We start from the raw sequence: 21003 nt of genomic DNA, 5'->3' as shown, positions 1-21003 counted from the left end.
GACCTAGAACAACCCCCAAAGGTCGGGAGAAACCACATGATCCAGATGCAGACCAATCTGGATGTCGCTGACAACTCCGGTGCCCGGAAAGTTCAGTGCATCAAGGTCCTCGGCGGCTCGCATCGCCGCTACGCATCGGTCGGCGACATCATCGTCGTCTCGGTGAAAGAGGCCATTCCGCGCGGCCGCGTGAAGAAGGGTGACGTCCGCAAGGCCGTCGTCGTGCGCACCGCCAAGGAAGTCCGCCGTGAAGACGGCACGTCCATCCGCTTCGACCGCAACGCGGCCGTCATCCTGAACAACTCGGGCGAGCCGGTCGGCACCCGTATCTTCGGGCCGGTCGTTCGCGAGCTGCGTGCGAAGAACTTCATGAAGATCATCTCGCTCGCTCCGGAGGTGCTCTGATGGCTGCCAAGCTGAAAAAAGGTGACAAGGTCATCGTTCTTGCCGGTAAGGACAAGGGCAAGACCGGAACCATCGAATCCGTCGATCCGAAGGCCGGCAAGGCCGTCGTCGGCGGCGTGAACATGGCGATCCGTCACACCCGTCAGTCGCAGGACTCGCAGGGCGGCCGTCTGCCGCAGGCGAAGCCCCTCGACCTGTCGAACCTCGCCATCGTCGATGCCAACGGCAAACCGACCCGCGTTGGCTTCCGCATGGAAGGCGACAAGAAGGTCCGTTTCGCCAAGACCACGGGGGACGTGATCGATGCTTGATACCGCGACCTATACCCCGCGTCTCAAGACGCAGTTCCGCGACACGATCAAGGCCGCTCTGAAAGAAGAGTTCGGCTACACCAACGACATGCAGATCCCGCGTCTTGACAAGATCGTCCTGAACATCGGCTGCGGTGCCGAGGCCGTGCGCGACTCCAAGAAGGCGAAATCGGCTCAGGAAGACCTGACCAAGATCGCCGGCCAGCTGGCCGTCACCACGAAAGCCAAGAAGTCGATCGCCGGCTTCCGCGTTCGTGAAGACATGCCGCTCGGTGCCAAGGTGACCCTGCGTGGTGACCGGATGTACGATTTCCTTGACCGCCTGGTGAACATCGCGATGCCCCGCATCCGCGACTTCCGTGGCGTGAAGCCGTCGTTCGACGGCCGTGGCAACTTTGCCATGGGCATCAAGGAGCACATCGTGTTCCCCGAGATCGAGTTCGACAAGGTCGACGAGGTCTGGGGCATCGATGTCATCATCACCACCACCGCGGCAACCGACGCGGAAGCCAAGGCGCTGTTGAAGCATTTCAACATGCCCTTCAACGCCTGAGGAGCGAACACATGGCCAAGAAATCCATGATCGAACGCGAAAAGAAGCGCCAGGCGCTGGTGGAGAAGTATGCCGCCAAGCGCGCTGAGCTCAAAGAGATCGCGACCGACGAAAGCAAACCGATGGAAGAGCGCTTCAAGGCCCGCCTGAAGCTGGCGAAGCTGCCGCGCAATTCCTCGCCGACCCGTCTGCACAACCGCTGCCAGCTCACGGGCCGTCCCCACGCATACTACCGCAAGCTCAAGGTCAGCCGTATCGCTCTTCGCGATCTCGGTTCCAATGGCCTGGCTCCCGGTGTCGTGAAATCGAGCTGGTAAGGAGGGTATGAGATGAACGATCCTATCGGCGATATGCTCACCCGTATCCGCAACTCGCAGCTTCGCGGCAAGTCGGTCGTGTCGACCCCCGCGTCGAAGCTGCGCGCCTGGGTGCTCGACGTCCTTGCGGACGAAGGCTACATCCGCGGCTACGAGTCCGGGACCGACAAGAACGGCCACCCGACCCTCGAGATCAGCCTCAAGTACTTCGATGGCACCCCGGTCATCCGCGAACTGCAGCGGGTCTCCAAGCCCGGCCGTCGCGTGTACATGGGTGTGAAGGACATCCCCTCGGTCCGTCAGGGCCTGGGTGTGTCGATTGTCAGCACGCCGAAGGGCGTGATGTCGGACGCAAACGCCCGCGCTGCCAATGTCGGCGGCGAGGTGCTCTGCACGGTATTCTAAGGAGGGACGCATGTCTCGTATTGGGAAAAAGCCGGTTGAGCTGCCCTCGGGTGTTTCCGCATCCGTCAGCGGCCAGACCGTTGAAGTGAAGGGCCCGAAAGGCGCCCAGACCTTCACCGCCACCGACGATGTGACCATCGCGGTCGAGGACAACACCATCAGCGTGACGCCGCGCGGCAACTCCAAGCGCGCCCGTCAGCAGTGGGGGATGTCCCGCACCGTGGTCGCCAACATGGTCCACGGCGTCCAGAACACCTTCAAGAAAGAGCTCGAGATCCAGGGCGTGGGTTACCGCGCTCAGGTCCAGGGTTCGACCCTGAAGCTGAACCTGGGCTACAGCCACGACGTGAACTTCGACATTCCGCAGGGCATCACGGTCACCACGCCGAAGCCGACGGAAATCATCGTCGAGGGCCACAACGCCCAAGAGGTCGGTCAGGTTGCGGCAAACATCCGCGACTGGCGCCGTCCGGAGCCGTACAAAGGCAAGGGTATTCGCTACAAAGGTGAGTACATCTTCGCCAAGGAAGGCAAGAAGAAGTAAGGACGCGGACAATGGCAAACAGCAAACTGCAACTGTTCCAGAAGCGCCGCCTGCGCGTCCGGAACAAGCTTCGCAAGGTCAACGCCGGCCGCGTGCGCCTTTCGGTGCACCGTTCGAACAAGAACATCAGCGTCCAGCTGATCGACGACGTTCGTGGCGTGACCCTGGCTTCGGCCTCGACCATGGAGAAAGATCTCGGTGTGGTCGGCAAGGGCAACGTCGAAGCGGCCCAGAAAGTGGGCGCCCTGATCGCCGAGCGTGCCAAGGCCGCCGGTGTGGAAGAAGCCTATTTCGATCGTGGCGGCTTCCTCTATCACGGTCGCGTCAAGGCTCTGGCCGACGCGGCCCGCGAGGGTGGCCTCAAGCTCTGATCCGTCGCGGCGGGGTTCGGCCCCGCCCGACGATCTCTCTCGGGGCAGCTTCGGTTGCCCCGTTCTTGTAGGCGGAAACGCCTCGATGATCCGGGAGACGCCTTCTGCGCCTCACCTGGATTGCACCAACCCGGTGGCTCCGGACCGCGAGGACCGCAGCGCGCCGACCCTGAACAGAGGAATGCCTGATGGCAGAACGTGACAATCGCCGGAACAACCGTCGCGACCGCGACGAAACGCCGGAATTCGCAGATCGCCTAGTCGCGATCAACCGTGTGTCCAAGACCGTGAAGGGCGGTAAGCGCTTCGGCTTCGCCGCGCTCGTCGTCGTCGGCGACCAGAAGGGCCGCGTCGGCTTCGGCAAGGGCAAGGCCAAGGAGGTCCCCGAGGCCATCCGCAAGGCCACCGAGCAAGCCAAGCGCAAGATGATCCGCGTGCCGCTGCGCGAAGGCCGCACCCTGCACCACGACGTCGAGGGCCGTCACGGCGCTGGCCGTGTTGTGATGCGCACCGCACCGCAAGGTACCGGTATCATTGCCGGTGGTCCGATGCGTGCCGTGTTCGAGATGCTGGGCGTGCACGACGTGGTCGCCAAGTCGATCGGGTCGCAAAACCCCTACAACATGATCCGCGCCACGCTGGCCGGCCTCGAGCGCGAGCAGTCGCCGCGCAACGTTGCCCAGCGTCGCGGCAAGAAAGTGGCCGACATCCTGCCCAAGCGCGACGAAGCGCCGGCCGAGTCGAGCCAAGTCGCTGAGGAGGCCTGAGATCCATGGCTAAAACCATCGTCGTGAAGCAGATCGGCTCGCCGATCCGCCGCCCGGAAGTCCAGCGCAAGACCCTCATCGGTCTCGGCCTGAACAAGATGCACAAGACCCGCGAACTCGAGGATACCCCCTCGGTGCGCGGCATGATCGCCAAGATCCCGCATCTCGTCGAGGTCGTCGAAGAGCGCGGCTGAAGCAATCCGCTTCGACAGTATTGAGACACGCCCCGGAGATCCCTCTCCGGGGCGTGTTTCCTTTTAGGGGCAGAGCTTCCGGCGCAGCCCAAGAATTTTAGCTAAAATTCTTGGCCCCGTGGCCCCCGCCGGGGATGAAAAAAAGCCCGTCCGAAAGGACGGGCTTTTTCTTTGAGGTCCGTGCCCGTGGGGCAGGGGGCTCAGTGGCCGAGGATCTGACTGAGGAACAGCTTGGTGCGCTCGTGCTGCGGGTTGTTGAAGAACGCCTTGGGCTCGTTCTGCTCGACGATCTGGCCCGCATCCATGAAGATCACCCGGTTCGCCACCGCCTGCGCGAAACCCATCTCATGGGTCACGCAGAGCATGGTCATGCCCTCTTCGGCAAGGCTCACCATGGTGTCGAGCACCTCCTTGATCATCTCCGGGTCGAGGGCCGAGGTGGGCTCATCGAAGAGCATGATCCGCGGCTTCATGCACAGCGAGCGGGCGATCGCCACGCGCTGCTGCTGACCGCCCGAGAGCTGGCCGGGATACTTGTGCGCCTGCTCGGGGATCTTCACCTTCTCGAGAAAGTGCATCGCCGTGGCCTCGGCCTCCTTCTTCGGGACCTTGCGGACCCAGATCGGAGCGAGGGTGCAGTTCTCGAGGATGGTCAGGTGCGGGAACAGGTTGAAGTGCTGGAACACCATGCCCACTTCCGAGCGGATCTTGTCGATGTTCTTCAGATCCGAGCCGAGCTCGGTGCCGTCGACCACGATCTTGCCCGCCTGATGCTCTTCCAGTCGGTTGATGCAGCGGATCATCGTCGACTTGCCCGAGCCCGAAGGCCCGGCGATGACGATGCGCTCGCCGCGATGCACCGTGAGGTCGATGTCGCGCAGTACGTGGAAGTTGCCGTACCACTTGTTCATCTTGGTGATCTGGATCGCCACCTCGTCGGAGACGGTCATCTGGCTGCGGTCGACGGTCTCGGTCGCCTGTTGTTGCATGATCAGGTCTCCTTAGCGGTGCTCACGACGGAGCTTTTTCTCGAGGAAGAGGGAATAGCGGCCCATGCTGAAGCAGAAGATGAAGAAGCACAGCCCGATGAAGACGAAGAGTTCCCAGTAGATGCCGTTCCAGTCGGTGCTGGCGCGGATCGCGTTCGACAGGCCGATCGGGTCCAGCAGGCCGATGAAGACCACCAGCGTGGTGTCCTTGAACAGGCCGATGAAGGTGTTCACGATCCCGGGGATCGAGATCTTCAGCGCCTGCGGCAGGATGATCAGCCGCATCGACTTCCAGTAGTCTAGGCCAAGCGCATCCGCCGCCTCGTACTGGCCCTTGGGAAGCGCGGCGAGACCGCCGCGGACCACCTCGGCGATATAGGCCGAGGAGAACAGCGTCACCATGATGATGACCCGCAGCATCAGGTCGAAATTGGTGCCCGGCGGCAGGAAGTAGTTCAGCAGCAGCGAAGCGGTGAACAACCACACGATCAGCGGCACGCCACGGATCACCTCGATGAAGATCACCGAGCACTTGTTGATGATGAACAGGTCCGATTGCCGTCCCAGCGCCAGCACGATGCCCAGGGGCAGCGACAGGGCGATGCCCGAGACGCCGATGATCATCGCCAGCATGAAGCCGCCCATGTCGTTGGAGCGCACGTTGACGAGCTCGAGCGGGATCACCGCGTTGAGCGCGCCCGCGAGCGGGCCGCTGAGGGTGAACCAGTAGAGCAGGGGGACGAAGATCGCCAGCAGGACGGCCGCGAGCGCGCCGAGGGCAGGGGCCGCAAAGCGCATGACCACGGCACCGAGGGCAAAGCCCGCTGCCACGGCGATGGGGCCCCAGAGCGAGCCGCCCCAGAGCAGCCAGTAGAGCACGAAGGGGGCGGCGGCCGAGAACCACAGTGCCTTGCGCGGCACCGAGGCGAAGAGCACCGGTGCGATGGCGGCAAGGAACAGCACGAAGGCCAGAACCGGGCGCCAGTAGAGTTCGGGCGGGTAGAATCCGAAGAGCAGCTGGTTCCAGCGCTCCGAGATCACCGCCCAGCAGGCGACGGAGGCATCGGCGCCGTAGATCTCGTCTCGGATCTCGCGGCACTGGGCGAGGCTGTCGGCATCCCAGATGCCCATCACCGCCCAAGGCAGGAGGTGGCTAAGCACGGTCCAGATCACGAACAGCGACACCACCGTCAGGATGACGTTGAGCGGGGTCGAGAACATGTTCTCGTGGATCCACTTGTAGGCGCCGGACTGCGACAGCGGCGGCTCCTGCTCCTCGACCATGGTGTCGCGGACAAAGGCGACGGTCTGTGCGTGTGTATCGCTCATCTCAGCGCTCCTTCAGCTTCACGGAGGCGTTGTAGACGTTCATCACGCCCGAGATCAGCAGGCTGAGCACGAGGTAGAACAACCCGAGCAGCAGCATGCCCTCGAGCTCACGTCCGGTCTGGTTGATGGTGATGCCGCCGAGGGTGGAGCGGACGTCCATGTAGCCCACGGCGATGGCCAGGGAGCTGTTCTTGGTGAGGTTTAGGAACTGCGAGATCAGCGGCGGGATGATGACGCGGAGCGCCTGCGGCAGGATCACGAGGTTCATCGTGGTGCTGGGGCGAATGCCGAGCGCATAGGCGGCCTCGGTCTGGCCCTTGTTGACCGCGAGGATGCCGCCGCGGACGATCTCGGCGATGAAGGCACCGGTATAGAGCGAGAGCGCCAGCCACAGCGCGATCAGCGAGTTGCGCAGGTGGATGCCGCCGCCGAAGTTGAAGCCCTGCAGCGAGGGCATGTCGAGAAAGGCGCCCATCAGCAGCATCAGCAGGCCGGTGGGCAGGATCAGGATGCCGAGGATGAGATACCAGGTTGTCGGCCGGTCGCCGGTGGCTTCCTGCTTCGCGGTGGCCCAGTGGCGCAGTCGCTGGATGGCGAAGATCGAGGCGCCAAGCACCACCAGAACGACAAGCCAGTTGAGCGCCCCGTTGGTGAAGAAGGGCGAGGCGAAATGGATCGCGGGGACATAGACGCCGCGGTTGGTGATCGCCACGGCGTCGAACAGCATCGAGGCGTCTGGCGTGTCGCCGCGGAAGGCGCGCGGCGCCGGGGTGCTTTCGGTCATCAGCGCGAAGATCAGCACGATCCAGAGCAGCAGCGGCACGTTGCGGAAGCCCTCGACATAGACCGCCATCAGGCGCGAGACGAGCCAGTTGTTGGACAGGCGCAGCACGCCGGCGATGACGCCCAGCACGGTGGCCAGCGCGCAGCCCAGAACGGCGACGAGCAACGTGTTGAGGATGCCGACGATGGCCGCCCGTCCATGCGTGGACTGGCTGTCATACTCGATCAGGCGCTGGTTGATGTCGTAGCCCGAGGGCTGGGTCAGGAAGCCGAAGTCGAAATCCTTGCCGAGCGTCTGCAGGTTGTGGATGGTGTTCGACACCAGCCAAGAGAACAGGAGCATCAGCACGATCATCGCCACGACCTGGATCGTGAGCGAGCGGTAGCGTGTGTCGTAAATAAGCTGCGACAGCCGGAAGCCCTGCCCCGGCGGGTCTGTCATCGTCGTCATGTCGTCTCCCCGGTGGTTCCCGTTCTTTCCAAGGCGTCGCGCCGGTTTGTCCGGCATCCGGCCCCTCTCCGGGAACTCAGTTTGGTCGTTTCGACCGATAGTCTGATTTGTTTGTCGTCAGTTAGGAAGGGCGCGGGAATGTCTCCCCGCGCCCCAGTGTTTTCCGTCCGATCAGCGGAACGGCGGGCTGTACATCAGGCCGCCTTCGGTCCACTGCGCGTTCAGGCCGCGCGACAGGCCGATCGGGGTGTTCTCGCCGATGGTCTTCTCGAAGATCTCGCCGTAGTTGCCGTTGGCCATGATGGCTTTCTTGGCCCAGTCGGCTTCGAGGCCGATCATCGCGCCAAGCTCACCTTCGGTGCCGAGCAGACGGTTGATTTCCGGGTTGTCGGTCGGGGCCGAGGACAGTTCCTCGATGTTCGCCGAGGTGACGCCGTATTCTTCGGCGGCGATCAGCGCGTTGAGGGTCCAGCGGGCGATGTCGCCCCACTCATTGTCGCCGTGGCGGACCAGCGGGCCGAGCGGCTCTTTCGAGATGATTTCCGGCAGGATCACGTGATCGCCCGGGGTCTCGAAGGAGGCACGGGTCGCCGCGAGGCCGGAGGCGTCGGTTGTGTAGACGTCGCAGGCACCGGCAAGGTACTGCTGCTGCGCCTCGGCGTTGGTCTCGATCGGCACCGGCTCGTAGTTGATGTTGTTGACGCGGAAGAAGTCCGCGAGGTTGAGCTCGGTGGTGGTGCCGGTCTGGATGCAGACGGTGGCGCCATCAAGCTCCTTGGCCGAGGACACGCCCAGCTCCTTCGGGATCATGAAGCCCTGGCCGTCGTAGTAGTTCACGCCGACGAATTCGAACTTCAGGTCGTTGTCCCGCGAGAAGGTCCAGGTGGTGTTGCGGGCCAGCATGTCGATCTCGCCCGAGGCCAGCGCGGTGAAGCGGGTCTGACCGGTGGTGGAGACGAACTCGACAGCCATCGGATCGCCGAGGACGGCGGCTGCAACGGCACGGCAGACGGCGACGTCGAAGCCCTGCCAGACGCCGTTGGCGTCGGGGGCCGAGAAGCCGGTCAGGCCGGTGGACACGCCGCAGTTCAGATTGCCACGTGCCTTGACGTCGTCGAGCGTCGCGGCGCTTGCGGCGCCTGCGGCGAGACCGGCAACGGTCAGCGCGCCAAGGATTACGGTGTTCTTCATGTTAACCTCTTCCTGTTTTCCAGCCCCTGTCGGGCCGGTTCATTGGCCCTTCGTGGACCGTGATAACCTAGGATGGGTGCTCCCCCCCATTGGTGCTCGCGAGTTTGGGAGGATTCCTTCTGAGAGGTCAAGCCGTTCCGCCTGACAAATCACCATTACGTGCCGCCTAATTGAGCAGTCAATCCGATGGCGCGGCGGGATTAATCAGCGCTGCAGAGGCGATAAAACCTATGCGCGTGCAGAAAGGCGGCGCGCTTTCGTTCCGCGACGTCGCTTGCCTCTTCGTCAACGCCCCAGAGCTCTTCCTGCCAGCTCTCGTCGAGCCGCGACAGCGCCCAGAGCGCCTCGGGATCGTGGTCCGGATCGGTGGCCGCAAGGCCCAGCACCAGCGAGCCGGTGAGCGACACGAGGTCGTGGAACGCTGCCAGCTCGAAGGCATCGAGCGCATGCGCCTGGCGGGCCAGCGCTGCCAGGGCGTCGGGATCCTGAGGCGCGTGGATCACCCCGGCGCGGGGCTCGAGCCGGGCGCCGAAGCGCGCGGCAGCCCAGTCGAGCAGCGGGTCCCAGCGTTCGGACTGGCGCTGCACCAGCTCGTCGGGCTGGTCGGCGCGGTAGCACAGCAGATCGCTGTCGCCGTAATCGGCCAGCATATCGGCCACCGCTGCGCGCTGCGGCGTAACCTTCTCGATGGCGCTGTTCGCGGTGCGTGTGAAGGGCATGGTGTTGGGGTCGATCTTCTCGCCCTGCGCCTGCCATTCCTCGGCGATGGCCTCGGCCAGCCCGCGGGTCGGCACCACCAGAGGCGATTTGCCCGGCGTCATCACCCGGCGGCCGTCCAGCGCGATGCCGTGGCCACCCTCGACTTGCGTGGCGGTTGCGGTCTCGTAGAACCGGCGGGGTGCCCATTCGCTCATGCGGTCTGCTCCCAGATCTGTGTCAGAAGGCCGGGCAGCAGGCGGATGTCGTCGATGACGAGATGCGCGTCGCGCAGCCGCTCGGCGTCGTGGTAGCCCCAGGTCACGCCGATCGCGAGGATGCCGGCGGAACGGGCCATGTCCATGTCGTAGCTGGTGTCGCCGATCATCACGGCGCGATGCGGCTCGACCCCGGTCTCCGAGAGCGCCGCCTCGATCATCGAGGGGTGCGGCTTGGACGGGTGGTCGTCGGCGCATTGCTGGGTGACGAAGAGCGGGCGCATATCGTGTCCATCGACCAGCTTGTCGAGCCCGCGGCGGGACTTGCCGGTGGCGATCCCAAGCAACGTGTCGGGCTCGGCGTGAAGCTGGTCGAGCACCTTGCGCACATGCGGGTAGAGCGGGGAGCTATCGGGCGTGCCCTTCTCGGCGCGCAGGGCGAGATAGGCGGCCTTGTAGGCCTCGACCATTTCCGCGCGGGCGGTCTTGTCCGCCTTGGGGGCGAGCCTGGCCATCGCCTGCGGCAGCGAGAGGCCGACGATGGCGAGGATCTCCTCGCGCGCCGGAACGGCGAGGCCGGTGGCGCCGAAGGCGGCCTGCATCGAGGCGAGGATATCGGCCTGGCTGTCGACCAGAGTGCCGTCGACATCGAAGATCACGAGGCGCAGCGACATGCTCAGTGCAGCTCCGCGAAGGGGTCGTCGGCGGCGATGTCCTCTGCCCAGCCGAGCGTCTCCCATGTGTTGGCCATATGCGCGGGCAGCGAGGCGGTCACGGTGACCGGCTTCTTGGTCACCGGGTGCAGGAAGGTCATCGAGCGTGCGTGCAGGTGCAGCTTCTTCGAGATCACCCCGCCAAGCTGGGCGCCCCAGCCATCGCCGAGGTTCTCCTGCCCGGAGCCTCCATACTTGCCGTCGCCGATGATCGGGTGGCCGATCTCGGCCATGTGGGCGCGCAGCTGGTGGGTGCGGCCGGTGATCGGCTCAAGCGCCACCCACGAGGCGCGGCCTGCCACGCGGTAGAGCGTGGCATAGAGCGTATGGGCACGCTTCGCGCCGGGGGTGCGGTCCATCTCGCGCGGGTGCACGCAGATCATCTTCTCGCCCTCGCCGGACTTGCCGTGGCCCGGCGCCTTCACGAGGCCGAAGCGGATCTCACCGAGATAGGGCGTCGGCACGCCGGCGACCACGGCCCAGTAGATCTTGCGGGTCTGCTTGTGCCGGATCGCACCGGTGAGCGCCTGCGCGATCTCGCGGGTGCGGGCCAGCAGCAGCACGCCTGAGGTGTCCTTGTCGAGCCGATGCACCAGCCGGGGCTTCTCGTCGTAGTCGAAGCGCAGCGCCTCGGCGAGGCCGTCGACATGGCGCTCCTGCTTGCTGCCGCCCTGCACCGGCAGGCCCGGGGGCTTGTTGAGCGCGATGATGTGGTCGTCGCGGTAGATCACCGCGTCGCGGATCATCTTGGCGTCGGCATCGCTGACCGTGGCCTTGGGCTTGGCCGCCGGTGCCGGGGTCTCGCCGGGCTCGGGCAGGGGCGGGACGCGCACCTGCTGGCCGACCTCGAGCCGGGTCGCGGCCTTGCAGCGGCCACCGTCGACCCGCAGCTCGCCCTTGCGGCACATCTTTTCGATGCGGCCCTGCTGGAGATGCGGGAATTGGCGCTTGAGCCAGCGGTCGAGGCGCTGGTCGCCGTCGCCGGGGCCCACGGTGATGGTCTGGACACGGCTCATGCGAAGACACTCCGGGTGAGGAACAGGCCGGCGAAAAGCGCGGCGATGGACAGGATCAGCGAGGCGGCGACATAGCCGGCGGCCAGCGCCACCTCACCGCGTTCATACAAGGTGACGGCATCGAGCGAGAAGCTCGAAAAGGTGGTGAAGCCGCCGAGCACCCCGATGGCGAGGAAGGGAGCGAAGCGGGTGGCCGAGAGGTTGGCCAGTGTGACCACCAGCACGCCCATCAGGAAGGAGCCGACGACGTTCACCGTCAGCGTGCCCCACGGGTAGCTGCGTCCCATCAGCGCGGTCATGCCGACGCCGGTGAGATAGCGCCCGCTGGCACCCAGTGCGCCGCCCGCGGCGACCTGTATAAGCGTGTAGAACATGGGCGCGATGTGTCCTGCGGCGGCCCGCTTGTCAAGGTCGGGCCGGGTGGGGGCGCTGCCCCCGCCCGCGCGGAGCGCGCGGTCTCCCCCGAGGTATTTGGTAACCAGAGAAGGGCGGGGCGGGGCGCTTGCGTCAGCGCAGCGCCAGACCCTGAGCGTCGAAGAGATGGGTCTGACCGGGCTCGAAGATCAGGCCGCAGGACTGGCCGGGTTTGAGCCCGGTGTCGCCGTGGCTGCGGACGGTCAGCTTGCCGGCAGGGCCGCAATCGACGATCACGTAGGTGTCGGCGCCGAGATATTCCATCACGTCGACGGTGCCGTCGATCTGGCCGCTGCCCGGCTCGGCGAGCGTGATGTGCTCGGGGCGGATGCCGAAATGTTCGGCCTGCGCGGGCAGCGGAGCGTCGAGCGTCAGCCCGGGCGTGGCGGCGGGGAAGACGTTCATCTTGGGCGAGCCGATGAACTGCGCCACGAAGAGGTTGCCGGGCTTCTCATAGAGCTCGCGCGGGGTGCCGACCTGGCTGACGCGGCCGGCTTCCAGCACCACGATGCGGTCGGCAAGGGTCATCGCCTCGACCTGATCATGGGTGACGTAGATCATCGTGGCGTCCAGCGTCTGGTGCAGCTTGGCGATCTCGTAGCGCATCTCGACGCGCAGCGCGGCGTCGAGGTTCGAGAGCGGCTCATCGAACAGGAAGGCGGTGGGATCGCGCACGATCGAGCGGCCGATCGCCACCCTCTGGCGCTGGCCGCCCGAAAGGTCCTTGGGCCGGCGGTCGAGCAATGGCTCGAGCTTCAGCACGCGCGCCGCCTCGTCGACCTTGGCGTCCATCTCGGATTTCGCCACGCCCGCGGCCTTGAGAGAGAAGCCCATGTTCTCGCGCACCGACATGTGCGGATAGAGCGCGTAGCTCTGGAACACCATCGCGAGCCCGCGCCGGGCCGGGGGCTCGGCGGTGGCGTCGCGCCCGCCGATCAGGATCTGCCCGCGCGAGGTCTCTTCCAGCCCGGCGATCATCCGCAGCAACGTGGACTTGCCGCAGCCCGAGGGGCCGACGAAGATGACGAATTCGCCCTCCTCGATGGCAAGGTCCACGCCCTTGATGACCTGCGCCTCGCCGTACCATTTCTCGACGCTTTTCAGCTCGATGCTTGCCATGTCTGTCGTCCTTACCGTCCGGCCCAGGCCAGCCACACCGCGGCGGTCCAGGTGAAGTTGTCGCCGCCGCACGGGGCGGCATCCAGCGGGTCGAAATACTCGCGGAAGCCCGCGCTCTCGATCAGCGCGGCGGTCTCCTCGCGCAGCCGCGCTTCGTCCCAGTCGCGCCCGGCGCTCAGGAGCCCGAGCCCGATCAGCGCGTTCATCTGCGGCCAGACCGGCCCGCGCCAGTAGCGCTTGCGCTCGAAGCTTGGCGCCTCCGGGTCCGACGAGGGCAGGCCGTAGGTCACCGCGTCCCACATGCGGGCGAGATGCGCCTCCATCTCGGGCCTCTCGCAGCGGGCCAGCCAGCACAGCAGCGCGCCCGAGCCGACCACCCCGGCCCATGCGCCGCTGCGCAGGTCGCGCGCATCAAAGCTCTGCAGCTCCGGGTTCCACAGCGTCTGCACGCCCGCGCGCAGCTCTGCCGCCCAGCCCGCGATCTCGGAGACATCCTCACCCAACGCCCGGCCGAGGGCTGCGAGGTCGTCATGGGCGCGGATCAGGAGGAAGGTGATGCCGGGGTCGGCCATCAGGAAGGGGCAGCGCTCGACGATGGTCTGCTGGTCCCAGCCGCACTCCCTGCCGAAGCGGACGAGCGCGAGGTAGCGGTCGTATTCGAGCTTGGTCGGGCGCTGCTCTCCGTCGACCTGTGCCGCGTCGCGGCGGGCGTAATCGCCGGCGCCGGAGCCGTCGACATTGGCGAGGCCCACGTCCCAGTCCGGGCAGTTGTCGCGCCCCGACTCCCACGGGTGGCACACCGCCACCGCGCCGCTGGCGCAGCGGGTCTGCATCCACCAGCGGTGCCACGCCAAGAGCCTCGGGTAGAGCGCGCGCAGCCGCTCGGTGCCGGCCTCCGGGTCGGCTTCCCAGACCATGCGCATCAGCGTGGCCGCGACGGGGGGCTGGCTGATGCCCGAGGTCGGCACGTCGCCGCCCGCGCCCCAGACATCGGGGCCGGGGAAATAGCCCGGCGCCGCGTCGTGAAACACCATGTGCGGCACCATGCCGTCCGCCCATTGCGCGGCGAGAAGCGTCTCGAACTCGCGCCAGGCGCGGTCGCTGTCGAAGGTGGAAAATCCCCATGCCGCGAATGCGCTGTCCCAGTTCCATTGGAAGGGGTAGAGCATGTCGGTGGGCACGGTATAGCCGCCCCGGTCGTTGCCGCGCAGGATGGCGCGGGCCTGATCGTCCAGCATCGTCATCCTTTCACCGACCCCGCGGTGAGGCCCTTGGTCATGAAGCGCTCGAGTCCGAGGAACAGCACCATGATCGGCACCGTGGCGATCACCGAGCCCGCCATCAGGTGCTGGCGCGGCACCTCGGAGGAGTTCAGCGAGGCGATGCCGCGGGTCAGGGTGTATTTCGACGGATCGTCGAGCAGCATGAAGGCGAGCAGGAACTCGTTCCACGCGATCATGAAGACGTAGAGCGACACGCTCGCCAGTGCCGGCAGCGACAGCGGCAGGGTGATCTGCCAGATCACCTTGAGCCGGCTCAGCCCGTCCATCAGCCCGGCCTCCTCGATCTCGGCGGGCAGGCCGCGGAAATAGCCCTGCAGCATGTAGAGCGCCACGGGGATGGTGGTCACCGGGTAGATCAGCACGATGCCGAAGATGGTGTTGCGCAGCCCGGTCATGGAAAACGCGATGTAGATCGGCAGCGCCAGCACGATCATCGGCACCATGTAGATCAGCAGGATCGAGCGCGAGAACAGCGCCTGTCCCCTGAAGCGCAGCCGCGCCACCGCGTAGGCGCCGGGGATGGCAAAGGCCAGGGTGATCAGCACGGTGAGCACCGAGACGTAGAAGCTGGTCCACAGGTAGCGGCCGAAGCTGTACTCGGTCATCAGCTCGGAATAGCTGCGGAAGAGTTCGGCCCCCTGGCTCAGGTCGATGGTGAAGTCGAGCGGGTTGGCCATCAGCTCGGCCTGGTTCTTCAGGCTGGTCATCACCATGACGTAGAACGGGATCAGCACGATCGCGGTGAAGAAGATGTAGCCGAAGCCGGTCAGGAAGCGGATCACCGCCTCCTCGAACTCGTGCCGGGTGATGGTGCCGGGGCGCAGCTCCTCGAGGATCAGCCACAGCCCCAGCCCGGTGAAGCCCAGCGTGGCCACCCGCCCGGTCCAGGCTGCCAGCGGCGCACTGCCCTCGCCGATCTCAAGCGCACCGATCCCCGCCACCGCGCTCAGCGCGAGCAGACCCAACGCCACCGCCAGCGGCACCACCAGCCGCTGCCGCCCGCCGAACCGCAGGCAGCCCAGCCCCAGCGCCACGCCGGCCAGCAGCCCGCCCCAGAGCGTCGGGCGGAAGGCGTCGCCGGTGAACAGGCTCATGGCCACCGCCACTGTCGTCGCCACCACGAGCGACCACAGCGCCCCAAGGATCGGCCCGGTCAGGAGCCCATGCCGCAGCAGTCTCATGCCACACCCCCGATCTTCTCTGGTTCAAAAATACCTCGGGGTGAATGCCGCCCCCCGGGCGGCAGAGGGGCAGCGCCCCTCCACACCCCTGCCACACGCGCCACGCTCACAACCCTTCCTCCCGGCTCATCACCCGGAAGAAGAACACCGAGAACAGCAGCAGGCAGCAGAAGATCACCACCGCCACCGCCGCACCGGCGCCGATATTCGAAAGCGCGAAGGCCTGCTCGTAGACGTTCACCGTCAGCACCCGCGTGCCCGCGTTGCCGCCGGTGAGCAGGAAGATGTCGTCGAACTTGTTGAAGGTCCAGATGAAGCGCAGCAGGAACAGCACCGACAGGATGCCCAGAAGCTGCGGCAGCGACAGGTACCAGAACTTCTGGAACGGCGAGGCGCCGTCCATGTCGGCGGCCTCGTACATGTCGTGGTCGATCGACTGCATCCTGGCGAGAATGAACAGGAAACTGAGCGGGAAATAGCGCCAGATCTCGAACAGGGTCACCATGATCAGCGCCAGAGGGCGCTCACCGAAGAAGTTGATCGCCTGAGAGGTCACGCCCATCTGCAGGAGCAGCGCATTGGCCGAGCCCGAGAACGGGTCGAAGAGCAGGATCCAGGCGAACGCCACGGCGATCACCGGGGCGACATAGGGAAACAGGTAAAGCCCGCGCAGGATGCCCTGTCCCTTGAAGGACTTGTTGAGCAGCATGGCGGCGAAGAGCCCCATGATCAGCGCGCCCAGCGTGCCGAAGATGGTGTAGAACAGCGTCACCCCCAGCACGGACCAGAACTCGTCGCCGTCGAAGACGCGGACGAAGTTCTCGGCGGTAAAGTCGAAGCTGGTCAGCACGTTGGTGGCGCTGCCGGTCATCGCAGGCGGGCTGTCGGTGGCCGGCGGGCCCGCGAGATAGGTCTCGGTGGCGGTAACGGGGATCTGCAGCGTCACCCGCTGGCCGCCTTCCCAGTCGCCGAAATCGCAGCCCAGCCGTCCGTCGGCGATGGCGCAGGCGGGATCGAGCTCGCCCGCCTCCAGCCCATCGGGCCAGGCATCGCTCAGCGTGACGCCCCGGATCGGCTGATCCTGCGAGGAGTTGCGCAGCCGATAGCGCAGCGTGGCCGCGTCGCCCGGTGCCTCTAGATCGCCGCGGATGTCTTCGCGCACGATGGGCGTCGGCGGGCGCAGGTCGGCCAGCGTCACCGGTTTGAAGCTGATCCAGAATACTGCCAGCAGCGGCAGGATCACCACCAGCGACACCGCTGCAAGCGTCGGGAACAGCAGGCCCCAGGCCAGCCGCGCCTCGCGCTTCGCCAGCGGGCCGGTGCCGGTGGGAGGGGTGGCGTCGGTCATCTTCGCCCTCGTCTTGCGGATACGAAGCCCGTCCCGACGCGACGCCGGGACGGGCAGGGGCCTGGGTTACTGGATCGCACCAAGCTCGCTGTTGAGTTGCTCGACCGCCGTGCTCGCGTCGATCTCGCCGTCGATATACTCGCGCACCACGCGGTTCAGCGCCTGGCTGCTGATCATCTTCGAGGCCAGCGCCAGCTGTCCGTCATCGGCGCCCCAGCGCTGGGCCACGTCGAGACCGGCGACGATCTCGTCGATCATCTCCTGCGGGTAGAGATCGCTCAGCGGCGCCTTGCGGTCGACGCCCACCGGCAGCTCGGACCAGGCGTTGACGAAGGCCTCGGCGTCATCACCGTCGCCGCGGCGGATCGGGAACTTGCCCTCGGGCGCGATCGAGAGCGTGTCGACATAGCCTTCGCCCATCGAGTAGGTCACGAACTCGATGGCGGCGTCGGTCTGCGCGTCGCCGGTGATGCCGAACATGTTGATCGACGCCCACGCCGCGCCATCGGGGTTCGACGGGCCGGCGAAGTTGGTCACGATGCCGGTCTTCGAGGCGAGCTCGGACGAGGTCGGATCGTCGGTGATGGTGGGCGGCGCGCTGTCGCGCAGGCCGGCCAGCTCGTCGAGGATGAAGGGCGACCAGATGATCATCGCCGCGTTGCCCGAGAAGTAGAGCGTGCGCGACTGGTCCCAGTAGAGATCACCCGGAGGCGAGGCCTCGGCGATGGCCTTGTAGAATTCCAGAACCTCGGTGGTCGCGGTCTCGTCGAGCGGGGTGAAGCCGTCCGGCCCCACCGGCGAGACACCATTGGCAAGGAAGACATGCTCGAGCACCTGGCTCATGAAGGATTCGTCCACCTTGGTGGCGGCGACGAAGCCGTACATCTCGGGCGGATTGTGCAGCGCCTCCAGCGCGGTCTCGACCGCGGCATAGGAGGTCGGCGGCTCGAGCCCGGCCTCCTCGAACAGGTCGGCGCGGTAGACGATCATCTGGGTCCAGCCGTCTGCGGGCACCGAGGCCCAGCTGCCCTCGTCGAATCGCGCCATCTCGAGCGCGCCCGAGGCGAAGGTGTCGGGGCCGAGCGCGTCGATCACGTCGGTCGCGGCGTCGGGATCGAGGATGCCTGCCTCGGCCCAGGGCAGGGCCAGTGCCAGCGGATGGTAGATCACGTCTGGCAGGTCGCCCGCGGCATAGGCCGCGGTGGCGCGGGTGCCAAGCTCGCTCTCGGTGACCGGGATCACCTCGACGGTGTGGCCCGAGGCCTCGCCGAATTCCTGCGCCATGCTTTCCTGCCGCGCGAGCCGCTCGGGCTGCTCCTCGGTGGTCCAGAAGCGGATGGTCTCCGCCCCGGCGGCGCCGGCGCTCAGCGCCAGGGCCATCGCGACGCTGCCGAGCAGCGGTTTGCGCATGGATGTCATGGGGTCCTCCTGTAAATCGTCACGTAAGTCGTCAAATCGACGGGCGCGCTGCCCGGCGGGCAGCAGCGGATGTTCGAGATCCGGGTGGGGGTGCGGAATCGCGCCACGCCGTCACGCGCGGGCGTCAGGCCGCCTCTGTTCCTGTTTGCCGATAACCGCATGCAAACAACTCTCCCGTGCAGGAGAGTTGTCCTTCAAAGCGATTTGGGCAAGGGAAAAATCCGCCGCGTCGCAGCAAGTTAGCGATAAACCGTCAGATCGAGACCTTGGCCAGCAGCGCCTCGCGGTCGATCTCGCCCGCTCTACCGGAGAGTGCCACTTCTCCGCGGGTCACCGCGACGAAACTGTCGGCCAGCCCCCACATGAAGTCGAAGTATTGCTCCACGAGGATGATCGCCATGTCGCCCTGGTCGCGCAGCTGCGCGATCACCCGGCCGATCTGCTGGATGATGTTGGGCTGGATGCCCTCGGTCGGCTCGTCCAGCAACAGCACGCGCGGCCGCGAGATCAGCGCCCGCGCGATGGCAAGCTGCTGCTGCTGCCCGCCCGACAGGTCGCCGCCGCGGCGGTGCAGGAAGTCCTTCAGGATCGGGAATAGCTCGAAGATATGTGCAGGCACGCCATGGTCCGATTTCGGCAGGCAGGCGAAGCCGGTCTCGAGGTTCTCCTGCACGGTCATGAGCGGGAAGACCTCGCGCCCCTGCGGGACGTAGGCGATGCCCGCGCGCGCTGCCTGATAGGCGTTGAGGTGCTCCAGCGGCTTGCCATCCAGCGTGATGGCGCCGCCTGCATAGGGGTGCCGCCCGGCGATGGCCTTCAGCAGCGAGGTCTTGCCCACGCCGTTGGTCCCGGTCACCGCGGTGACCTCGCCCGGCGCGGCGGTGAGGGAGATCCCGTGCAGGATCTGGCTTTGCCCGTATTTCAGGGTCAGGTTCTCGACGCTCAGCATGGCGTTCTCCTCTCAGCGACCGAGATAGACTTCGATGACCTCGGGGTTCGAGGTCACGTGATCGAGCGAGCCCTCGGCCAGCACCGAGCCCTCGCACAGCACCGTCACCCGGCAGTCGAGCCGGCGGATGAACTCCATGTCGTGCTCGACGACGACGACGGCGTGCTTCTCGGCGGCGCGCTTGAGCAGGTCGGTGGTGTGCTCGCGCTCGGCCGGGGTCATGCCGGCGGCGGGCTCGTCCACCAGCAGCAGGCGCGGGTCCTGCGCCAGCAGCATGCCGATCTCGAGCCATTGCTTCTGGCCGTGGCTCAGCTCGCCCGCGATGCGGGGCAGGCTGTCGGTCAGGCCGATGATCTCGGCCAGTTCCTCGATGCGCTCGGCGCCGCGCTTCGTCTTGCGATAGAGCAGGACATCGAACGGCCCGCGCTTGTTCTTCAGCGCCATGGCGAGGTTCTCGCGCACGCTCTGCGCTTCGAACACAGTGGGCTTCTGGAACTTGCGCCCGACGCCGGCCATGGCGATCTGGCTTTCCGACATCTTCAGCAGCGAGATCGACTTCTCGCCATAGATCACCGTGCCCTCGTCGGGCCGGGTCTTGCCGGTGATGATGTCCATGAAGGTGGTCTTGCCGGCGCCGTTGGGGCCGATGATGGCGCGCAGCTCGGGCTCCCCGATGCGGAAGCTCAGGTTGTTGATCGCCTTGAAGCCGTCAAAGCTGACCGACACGCCGGACATTTCGAGAAGCGTCTTCATTTCTCTTCCTCCCCCTCGACGGTGCGGCGCGCGCCCTTGTCGGGTCCGAAGTCGCCCACACGCTCAGGGATGGTGTGGCGCGTGGAGATCAGGTCGAAGAGCCCGCCGATGCCCTTGGGGGCCAGCAGCGTGACCGCGACGAAGCTCACGCCGAGCAGCACCAGCCACCAGTCGGTCCACTGGATGGTGTAGAACCCCAGCGGCACCGACGGCACCGCGCCGGAGGTGAACCAGCTCGACAGCAGCGACACGAGGGCTGCGCCAAGCGCGGCGCCATAGAGCCTGCCGCGCCCGCCGATGGCGACCCAGACCGCGAGGTAGATCGAGGCGATGGGGGCGATCTCGTTGGGGTTGATGATGCCGGCCTGGGGGTAGTAGAGCGCGCCGGCGATGCCCGCGACGATGCCGGTCAGGGTGAAGACGAAGAGCTTGTAGCCCTCGACATGGTAGCCGAGGAAGCGCACCCGGCTCTCGTTGTCGCGGATGCCGCGGATCACCGAGCCAAACTTGCCCGAGGTGACCCAGGCAAAGAGCACGTAGCCCAGACCCAGCGCCGCCGCCGAGGCCCAGAAGAAGGCGATCGACAGCGTGGACTGCGGCACATCGTCGAGACCGGGCAGGTTCTGCAGCCCCGACAGGCCGTTGTTGCCGCGCAGCCCGCTCTCATTCTGGAAGAGGTAGAGCGACAGCGCCAGCGTCATCGCCTGGGTCAGGATCGACAGGTAGACGCCGGTGACCCGGCTGCGGAAGGCGAGCCATCCGAAGACCAGCGCCAGAAGCCCCGGCACCAGCACGACCATGGCGATCTGCAGCCAGAAGCTGTGGGCGAAGATCCAGATTGCGGGAAACTGCGAGCTGCCCACCACGCCAAAGATCTGCGTGCCGATGGAGTCGTGGATCTCCTGCGGGGTCGGCGGGAGGGCGGCGGCGAGCAGGCTCTCGGTGACGATGATCTCGGTGCGGGCATACATCAGCCACATGCCGATCATGTAGCCGCCAAGCCCGAAAAACGCCATGTGGCCGAGGCTGAGGATGCCGGTGTAGCCCCAGACCACGTCCATCGCCACGGCGACCAGCATCAGGCAGAGCGTCTTGCCCAGCGTCTTGACGAAGCTGGTGGAGATCATGCCGTTGCCGGCAGCCTCCGAGAGCACCGTGACGATCAGGGCGAAGATCCCCAGCGCCAGCAGGAACCAGAACACCGAGCGGTTCTGTGTCAGGAAGGTACGGGTCATGCGAGGGCCCTTTCGCTGGTCAGGGAGGGGGCGCTGCCCCCTCGCGCGC

At 66.1% G+C, this 21003-nt stretch carries 25 protein-coding genes; 9 read left to right on the top strand and 16 right to left on the bottom strand.

Annotated features, from left to right (window positions below):
* The first annotated feature begins 36 nt into the window (after positions 1-36).
* The 9 genes from rplN (at position 37) to rpmD (ending at position 3867) form a co-directional block, all read left to right on the top strand.
* Positions 37-405 carry a 50S ribosomal protein L14 gene (gene rplN / locus R2601_RS01990; protein WP_005854833.1) on the top strand — a complete coding sequence of 123 codons (369 nt, stop codon included), beginning with the start codon at positions 37-39 and terminating at the stop codon, positions 403-405.
* Entirely contained in the window at positions 405-716 is a 312-nt protein-coding gene (rplX, locus tag R2601_RS01985) for a 50S ribosomal protein L24 (RefSeq protein WP_007792728.1), read from the top strand. The genes rplN and rplX overlap by 1 nt, the downstream gene beginning before the upstream one ends.
* Positions 709-1269 (top strand): 50S ribosomal protein L5, encoded by a 561-nt coding sequence (gene rplE / locus R2601_RS01980; protein WP_007792725.1) that lies wholly within the window; start codon positions 709-711, stop codon positions 1267-1269. Before rplX ends, rplE begins: the two co-directional genes overlap by 8 nt.
* An 11-nt stretch (positions 1270-1280) precedes the next feature.
* Positions 1281-1586: a 30S ribosomal protein S14 gene (rpsN, locus tag R2601_RS01975; RefSeq protein ID WP_007792722.1), complete on the top strand. Its 306-nt coding sequence runs from the start codon at positions 1281-1283 to the stop codon at positions 1584-1586.
* A 12-nt stretch (positions 1587-1598) separates the two neighbouring features.
* Complete coding sequence (rpsH, locus tag R2601_RS01970; protein WP_007792718.1) at positions 1599-1991, top strand: 30S ribosomal protein S8; 393 nt, start codon at positions 1599-1601, stop codon at positions 1989-1991.
* A 10-nt stretch (positions 1992-2001) separates the two neighbouring features.
* Complete coding sequence (gene rplF / locus R2601_RS01965) at positions 2002-2535, top strand: 50S ribosomal protein L6 (RefSeq protein WP_040544281.1); 534 nt, start codon at positions 2002-2004, stop codon at positions 2533-2535.
* A gap of 11 nt (positions 2536-2546) precedes the next feature.
* The gene (gene rplR / locus R2601_RS01960) at positions 2547-2906 is read left to right on the top strand and encodes a 50S ribosomal protein L18 (protein WP_007792712.1); all 360 of its coding nucleotides are present in this window, start codon (positions 2547-2549) and stop codon (positions 2904-2906) included.
* A gap of 188 nt (positions 2907-3094) precedes the next feature.
* Positions 3095-3673: a 30S ribosomal protein S5 gene (gene rpsE / locus R2601_RS01955; RefSeq protein ID WP_007792708.1), complete on the top strand. Its 579-nt coding sequence runs from the start codon at positions 3095-3097 to the stop codon at positions 3671-3673.
* 5 nt (positions 3674-3678) lie between these two features.
* Positions 3679-3867 (top strand): 50S ribosomal protein L30, encoded by a 189-nt coding sequence (gene rpmD, locus R2601_RS01950; protein WP_007792704.1) that lies wholly within the window; start codon positions 3679-3681, stop codon positions 3865-3867.
* Positions 3868-4067: 200 nt separating this feature from the next.
* Here rpmD and R2601_RS01945 read toward each other — a convergent pair whose 3' ends face one another.
* The 16 genes from R2601_RS01945 to urtC form a co-directional block, all read right to left on the bottom strand.
* Positions 4068-4856: an amino acid ABC transporter ATP-binding protein gene (locus R2601_RS01945; protein ID WP_040544279.1), complete on the bottom strand. Its 789-nt coding sequence runs from the start codon at positions 4854-4856 to the stop codon at positions 4068-4070.
* Positions 4857-4868: 12 nt separating this feature from the next.
* On the bottom strand, positions 4869-6185 hold the full coding sequence (locus R2601_RS01940) for an amino acid ABC transporter permease (protein ID WP_007792699.1): 1317 nt from the start codon (positions 6183-6185) through the stop codon (positions 4869-4871).
* Position 6186: 1 nt separating this feature from the next.
* Entirely contained in the window at positions 6187-7419 is a 1233-nt protein-coding gene (locus tag R2601_RS01935) for an amino acid ABC transporter permease (protein ID WP_007792696.1), read from the bottom strand.
* Between the two features lie 171 nt (positions 7420-7590).
* On the bottom strand, positions 7591-8610 hold the full coding sequence (locus R2601_RS01930) for an amino acid ABC transporter substrate-binding protein (protein ID WP_007792692.1): 1020 nt from the start codon (positions 8608-8610) through the stop codon (positions 7591-7593).
* A gap of 200 nt (positions 8611-8810) precedes the next feature.
* On the bottom strand, positions 8811-9524 hold the full coding sequence (locus tag R2601_RS01925) for an ATP12 family chaperone protein (protein WP_007792688.1): 714 nt from the start codon (positions 9522-9524) through the stop codon (positions 8811-8813).
* The gene (locus R2601_RS01920; protein ID WP_007792685.1) at positions 9521-10198 is read right to left on the bottom strand and encodes an HAD-IA family hydrolase; all 678 of its coding nucleotides are present in this window, start codon (positions 10196-10198) and stop codon (positions 9521-9523) included. Before R2601_RS01920 ends, R2601_RS01925 begins: the two co-directional genes overlap by 4 nt.
* Positions 10199-10200: 2 nt before the next feature.
* Positions 10201-11253, bottom strand: coding sequence for an RluA family pseudouridine synthase (locus R2601_RS01915; protein WP_007792682.1), 1053 nt, complete (start codon positions 11251-11253; stop codon positions 10201-10203).
* Entirely contained in the window at positions 11250-11627 is a 378-nt protein-coding gene (gene crcB / locus R2601_RS01910) for a fluoride efflux transporter CrcB (RefSeq protein ID WP_007792678.1), read from the bottom strand. The genes R2601_RS01915 and crcB overlap by 4 nt, the downstream gene beginning before the upstream one ends.
* Before the next feature lie 133 nt (positions 11628-11760).
* Positions 11761-12786 carry an ABC transporter ATP-binding protein gene (locus R2601_RS01905; protein WP_007792675.1) on the bottom strand — a complete coding sequence of 342 codons (1026 nt, stop codon included), beginning with the start codon at positions 12784-12786 and terminating at the stop codon, positions 11761-11763.
* Positions 12787-12797: 11 nt separating this feature from the next.
* The gene (locus R2601_RS01900; RefSeq protein WP_040544277.1) at positions 12798-14030 is read right to left on the bottom strand and encodes an MGH1-like glycoside hydrolase domain-containing protein; all 1233 of its coding nucleotides are present in this window, start codon (positions 14028-14030) and stop codon (positions 12798-12800) included.
* Entirely contained in the window at positions 14027-15250 is a 1224-nt protein-coding gene (locus R2601_RS01895; RefSeq protein WP_007792669.1) for a carbohydrate ABC transporter permease, read from the bottom strand. Before R2601_RS01895 ends, R2601_RS01900 begins: the two co-directional genes overlap by 4 nt.
* Positions 15251-15356: 106 nt before the next feature.
* On the bottom strand, positions 15357-16598 hold the full coding sequence (locus R2601_RS01890; protein WP_007792667.1) for a carbohydrate ABC transporter permease: 1242 nt from the start codon (positions 16596-16598) through the stop codon (positions 15357-15359).
* A 66-nt stretch (positions 16599-16664) separates the two neighbouring features.
* Positions 16665-18017: an ABC transporter substrate-binding protein gene (locus R2601_RS01885; RefSeq protein WP_007792663.1), complete on the bottom strand. Its 1353-nt coding sequence runs from the start codon at positions 18015-18017 to the stop codon at positions 16665-16667.
* Between the two features lie 253 nt (positions 18018-18270).
* Positions 18271-18966 (bottom strand): urea ABC transporter ATP-binding subunit UrtE, encoded by a 696-nt coding sequence (gene urtE / locus R2601_RS01880; RefSeq protein ID WP_007792661.1) that lies wholly within the window; start codon positions 18964-18966, stop codon positions 18271-18273.
* A gap of 12 nt (positions 18967-18978) precedes the next feature.
* Positions 18979-19719 (bottom strand): urea ABC transporter ATP-binding protein UrtD, encoded by a 741-nt coding sequence (gene urtD, locus R2601_RS01875; protein WP_007792659.1) that lies wholly within the window; start codon positions 19717-19719, stop codon positions 18979-18981.
* Positions 19716-20954: an urea ABC transporter permease subunit UrtC gene (urtC, locus tag R2601_RS01870; RefSeq protein ID WP_007792655.1), complete on the bottom strand. Its 1239-nt coding sequence runs from the start codon at positions 20952-20954 to the stop codon at positions 19716-19718. The genes urtD and urtC overlap by 4 nt, the downstream gene beginning before the upstream one ends.
* Positions 20955-21003: the final 49 nt, after the last annotated feature.

The sequence above is a fragment of the Salipiger bermudensis HTCC2601 genome, assembly GCF_000153725.1.
In the GTDB taxonomy this organism is placed as follows: Bacteria; Pseudomonadota; Alphaproteobacteria; order Rhodobacterales; family Rhodobacteraceae; genus Salipiger; species Salipiger bermudensis.
Note: the sequence above shows the minus strand (reverse complement) of the source record. Positions and strands in the feature narration are given on the sequence as shown.

Coding starts and splice junctions, on each gene's coding strand:
- rplF (WP_040544281.1), top strand. CDS start 2,002: ATGTCTCGTATTGGGAAAAAGCCGGTTGAGCTGCCCTCGGGTGTTTCC.
- rplE (WP_007792725.1), top strand. CDS start 709: ATGCTTGATACCGCGACCTATACCCCGCGTCTCAAGACGCAGTTCCGC.
- rplR (WP_007792712.1), top strand. CDS start 2,547: ATGGCAAACAGCAAACTGCAACTGTTCCAGAAGCGCCGCCTGCGCGTC.
- R2601_RS01900 (WP_040544277.1), bottom strand. CDS start 14,030: ATGACGATGCTGGACGATCAGGCCCGCGCCATCCTGCGCGGCAACGAC.
- R2601_RS01915 (WP_007792682.1), bottom strand. CDS start 11,253: ATGAGCCGTGTCCAGACCATCACCGTGGGCCCCGGCGACGGCGACCAG.
- rpmD (WP_007792704.1), top strand. CDS start 3,679: ATGGCTAAAACCATCGTCGTGAAGCAGATCGGCTCGCCGATCCGCCGC.
- R2601_RS01935 (WP_007792696.1), bottom strand. CDS start 7,419: ATGACGACGATGACAGACCCGCCGGGGCAGGGCTTCCGGCTGTCGCAG.
- R2601_RS01885 (WP_007792663.1), bottom strand. CDS start 18,017: ATGACATCCATGCGCAAACCGCTGCTCGGCAGCGTCGCGATGGCCCTG.
- rpsE (WP_007792708.1), top strand. CDS start 3,095: ATGGCAGAACGTGACAATCGCCGGAACAACCGTCGCGACCGCGACGAA.
- rplX (WP_007792728.1), top strand. CDS start 405: ATGGCTGCCAAGCTGAAAAAAGGTGACAAGGTCATCGTTCTTGCCGGT.
- urtE (WP_007792661.1), bottom strand. CDS start 18,966: ATGCTGAGCGTCGAGAACCTGACCCTGAAATACGGGCAAAGCCAGATC.
- urtD (WP_007792659.1), bottom strand. CDS start 19,719: ATGAAGACGCTTCTCGAAATGTCCGGCGTGTCGGTCAGCTTTGACGGC.
- rpsN (WP_007792722.1), top strand. CDS start 1,281: ATGGCCAAGAAATCCATGATCGAACGCGAAAAGAAGCGCCAGGCGCTG.
- R2601_RS01945 (WP_040544279.1), bottom strand. CDS start 4,856: ATGCAACAACAGGCGACCGAGACCGTCGACCGCAGCCAGATGACCGTC.
- R2601_RS01905 (WP_007792675.1), bottom strand. CDS start 12,786: ATGGCAAGCATCGAGCTGAAAAGCGTCGAGAAATGGTACGGCGAGGCG.
- rplN (WP_005854833.1), top strand. CDS start 37: ATGATCCAGATGCAGACCAATCTGGATGTCGCTGACAACTCCGGTGCC.
- R2601_RS01895 (WP_007792669.1), bottom strand. CDS start 15,250: ATGAGACTGCTGCGGCATGGGCTCCTGACCGGGCCGATCCTTGGGGCG.
- crcB (WP_007792678.1), bottom strand. CDS start 11,627: ATGTTCTACACGCTTATACAGGTCGCCGCGGGCGGCGCACTGGGTGCC.
- rpsH (WP_007792718.1), top strand. CDS start 1,599: ATGAACGATCCTATCGGCGATATGCTCACCCGTATCCGCAACTCGCAG.
- R2601_RS01940 (WP_007792699.1), bottom strand. CDS start 6,185: ATGAGCGATACACACGCACAGACCGTCGCCTTTGTCCGCGACACCATG.
- R2601_RS01890 (WP_007792667.1), bottom strand. CDS start 16,598: ATGACCGACGCCACCCCTCCCACCGGCACCGGCCCGCTGGCGAAGCGC.
- R2601_RS01920 (WP_007792685.1), bottom strand. CDS start 10,198: ATGTCGCTGCGCCTCGTGATCTTCGATGTCGACGGCACTCTGGTCGAC.
- R2601_RS01930 (WP_007792692.1), bottom strand. CDS start 8,610: ATGAAGAACACCGTAATCCTTGGCGCGCTGACCGTTGCCGGTCTCGCC.
- urtC (WP_007792655.1), bottom strand. CDS start 20,954: ATGACCCGTACCTTCCTGACACAGAACCGCTCGGTGTTCTGGTTCCTG.
- R2601_RS01925 (WP_007792688.1), bottom strand. CDS start 9,524: ATGAGCGAATGGGCACCCCGCCGGTTCTACGAGACCGCAACCGCCACG.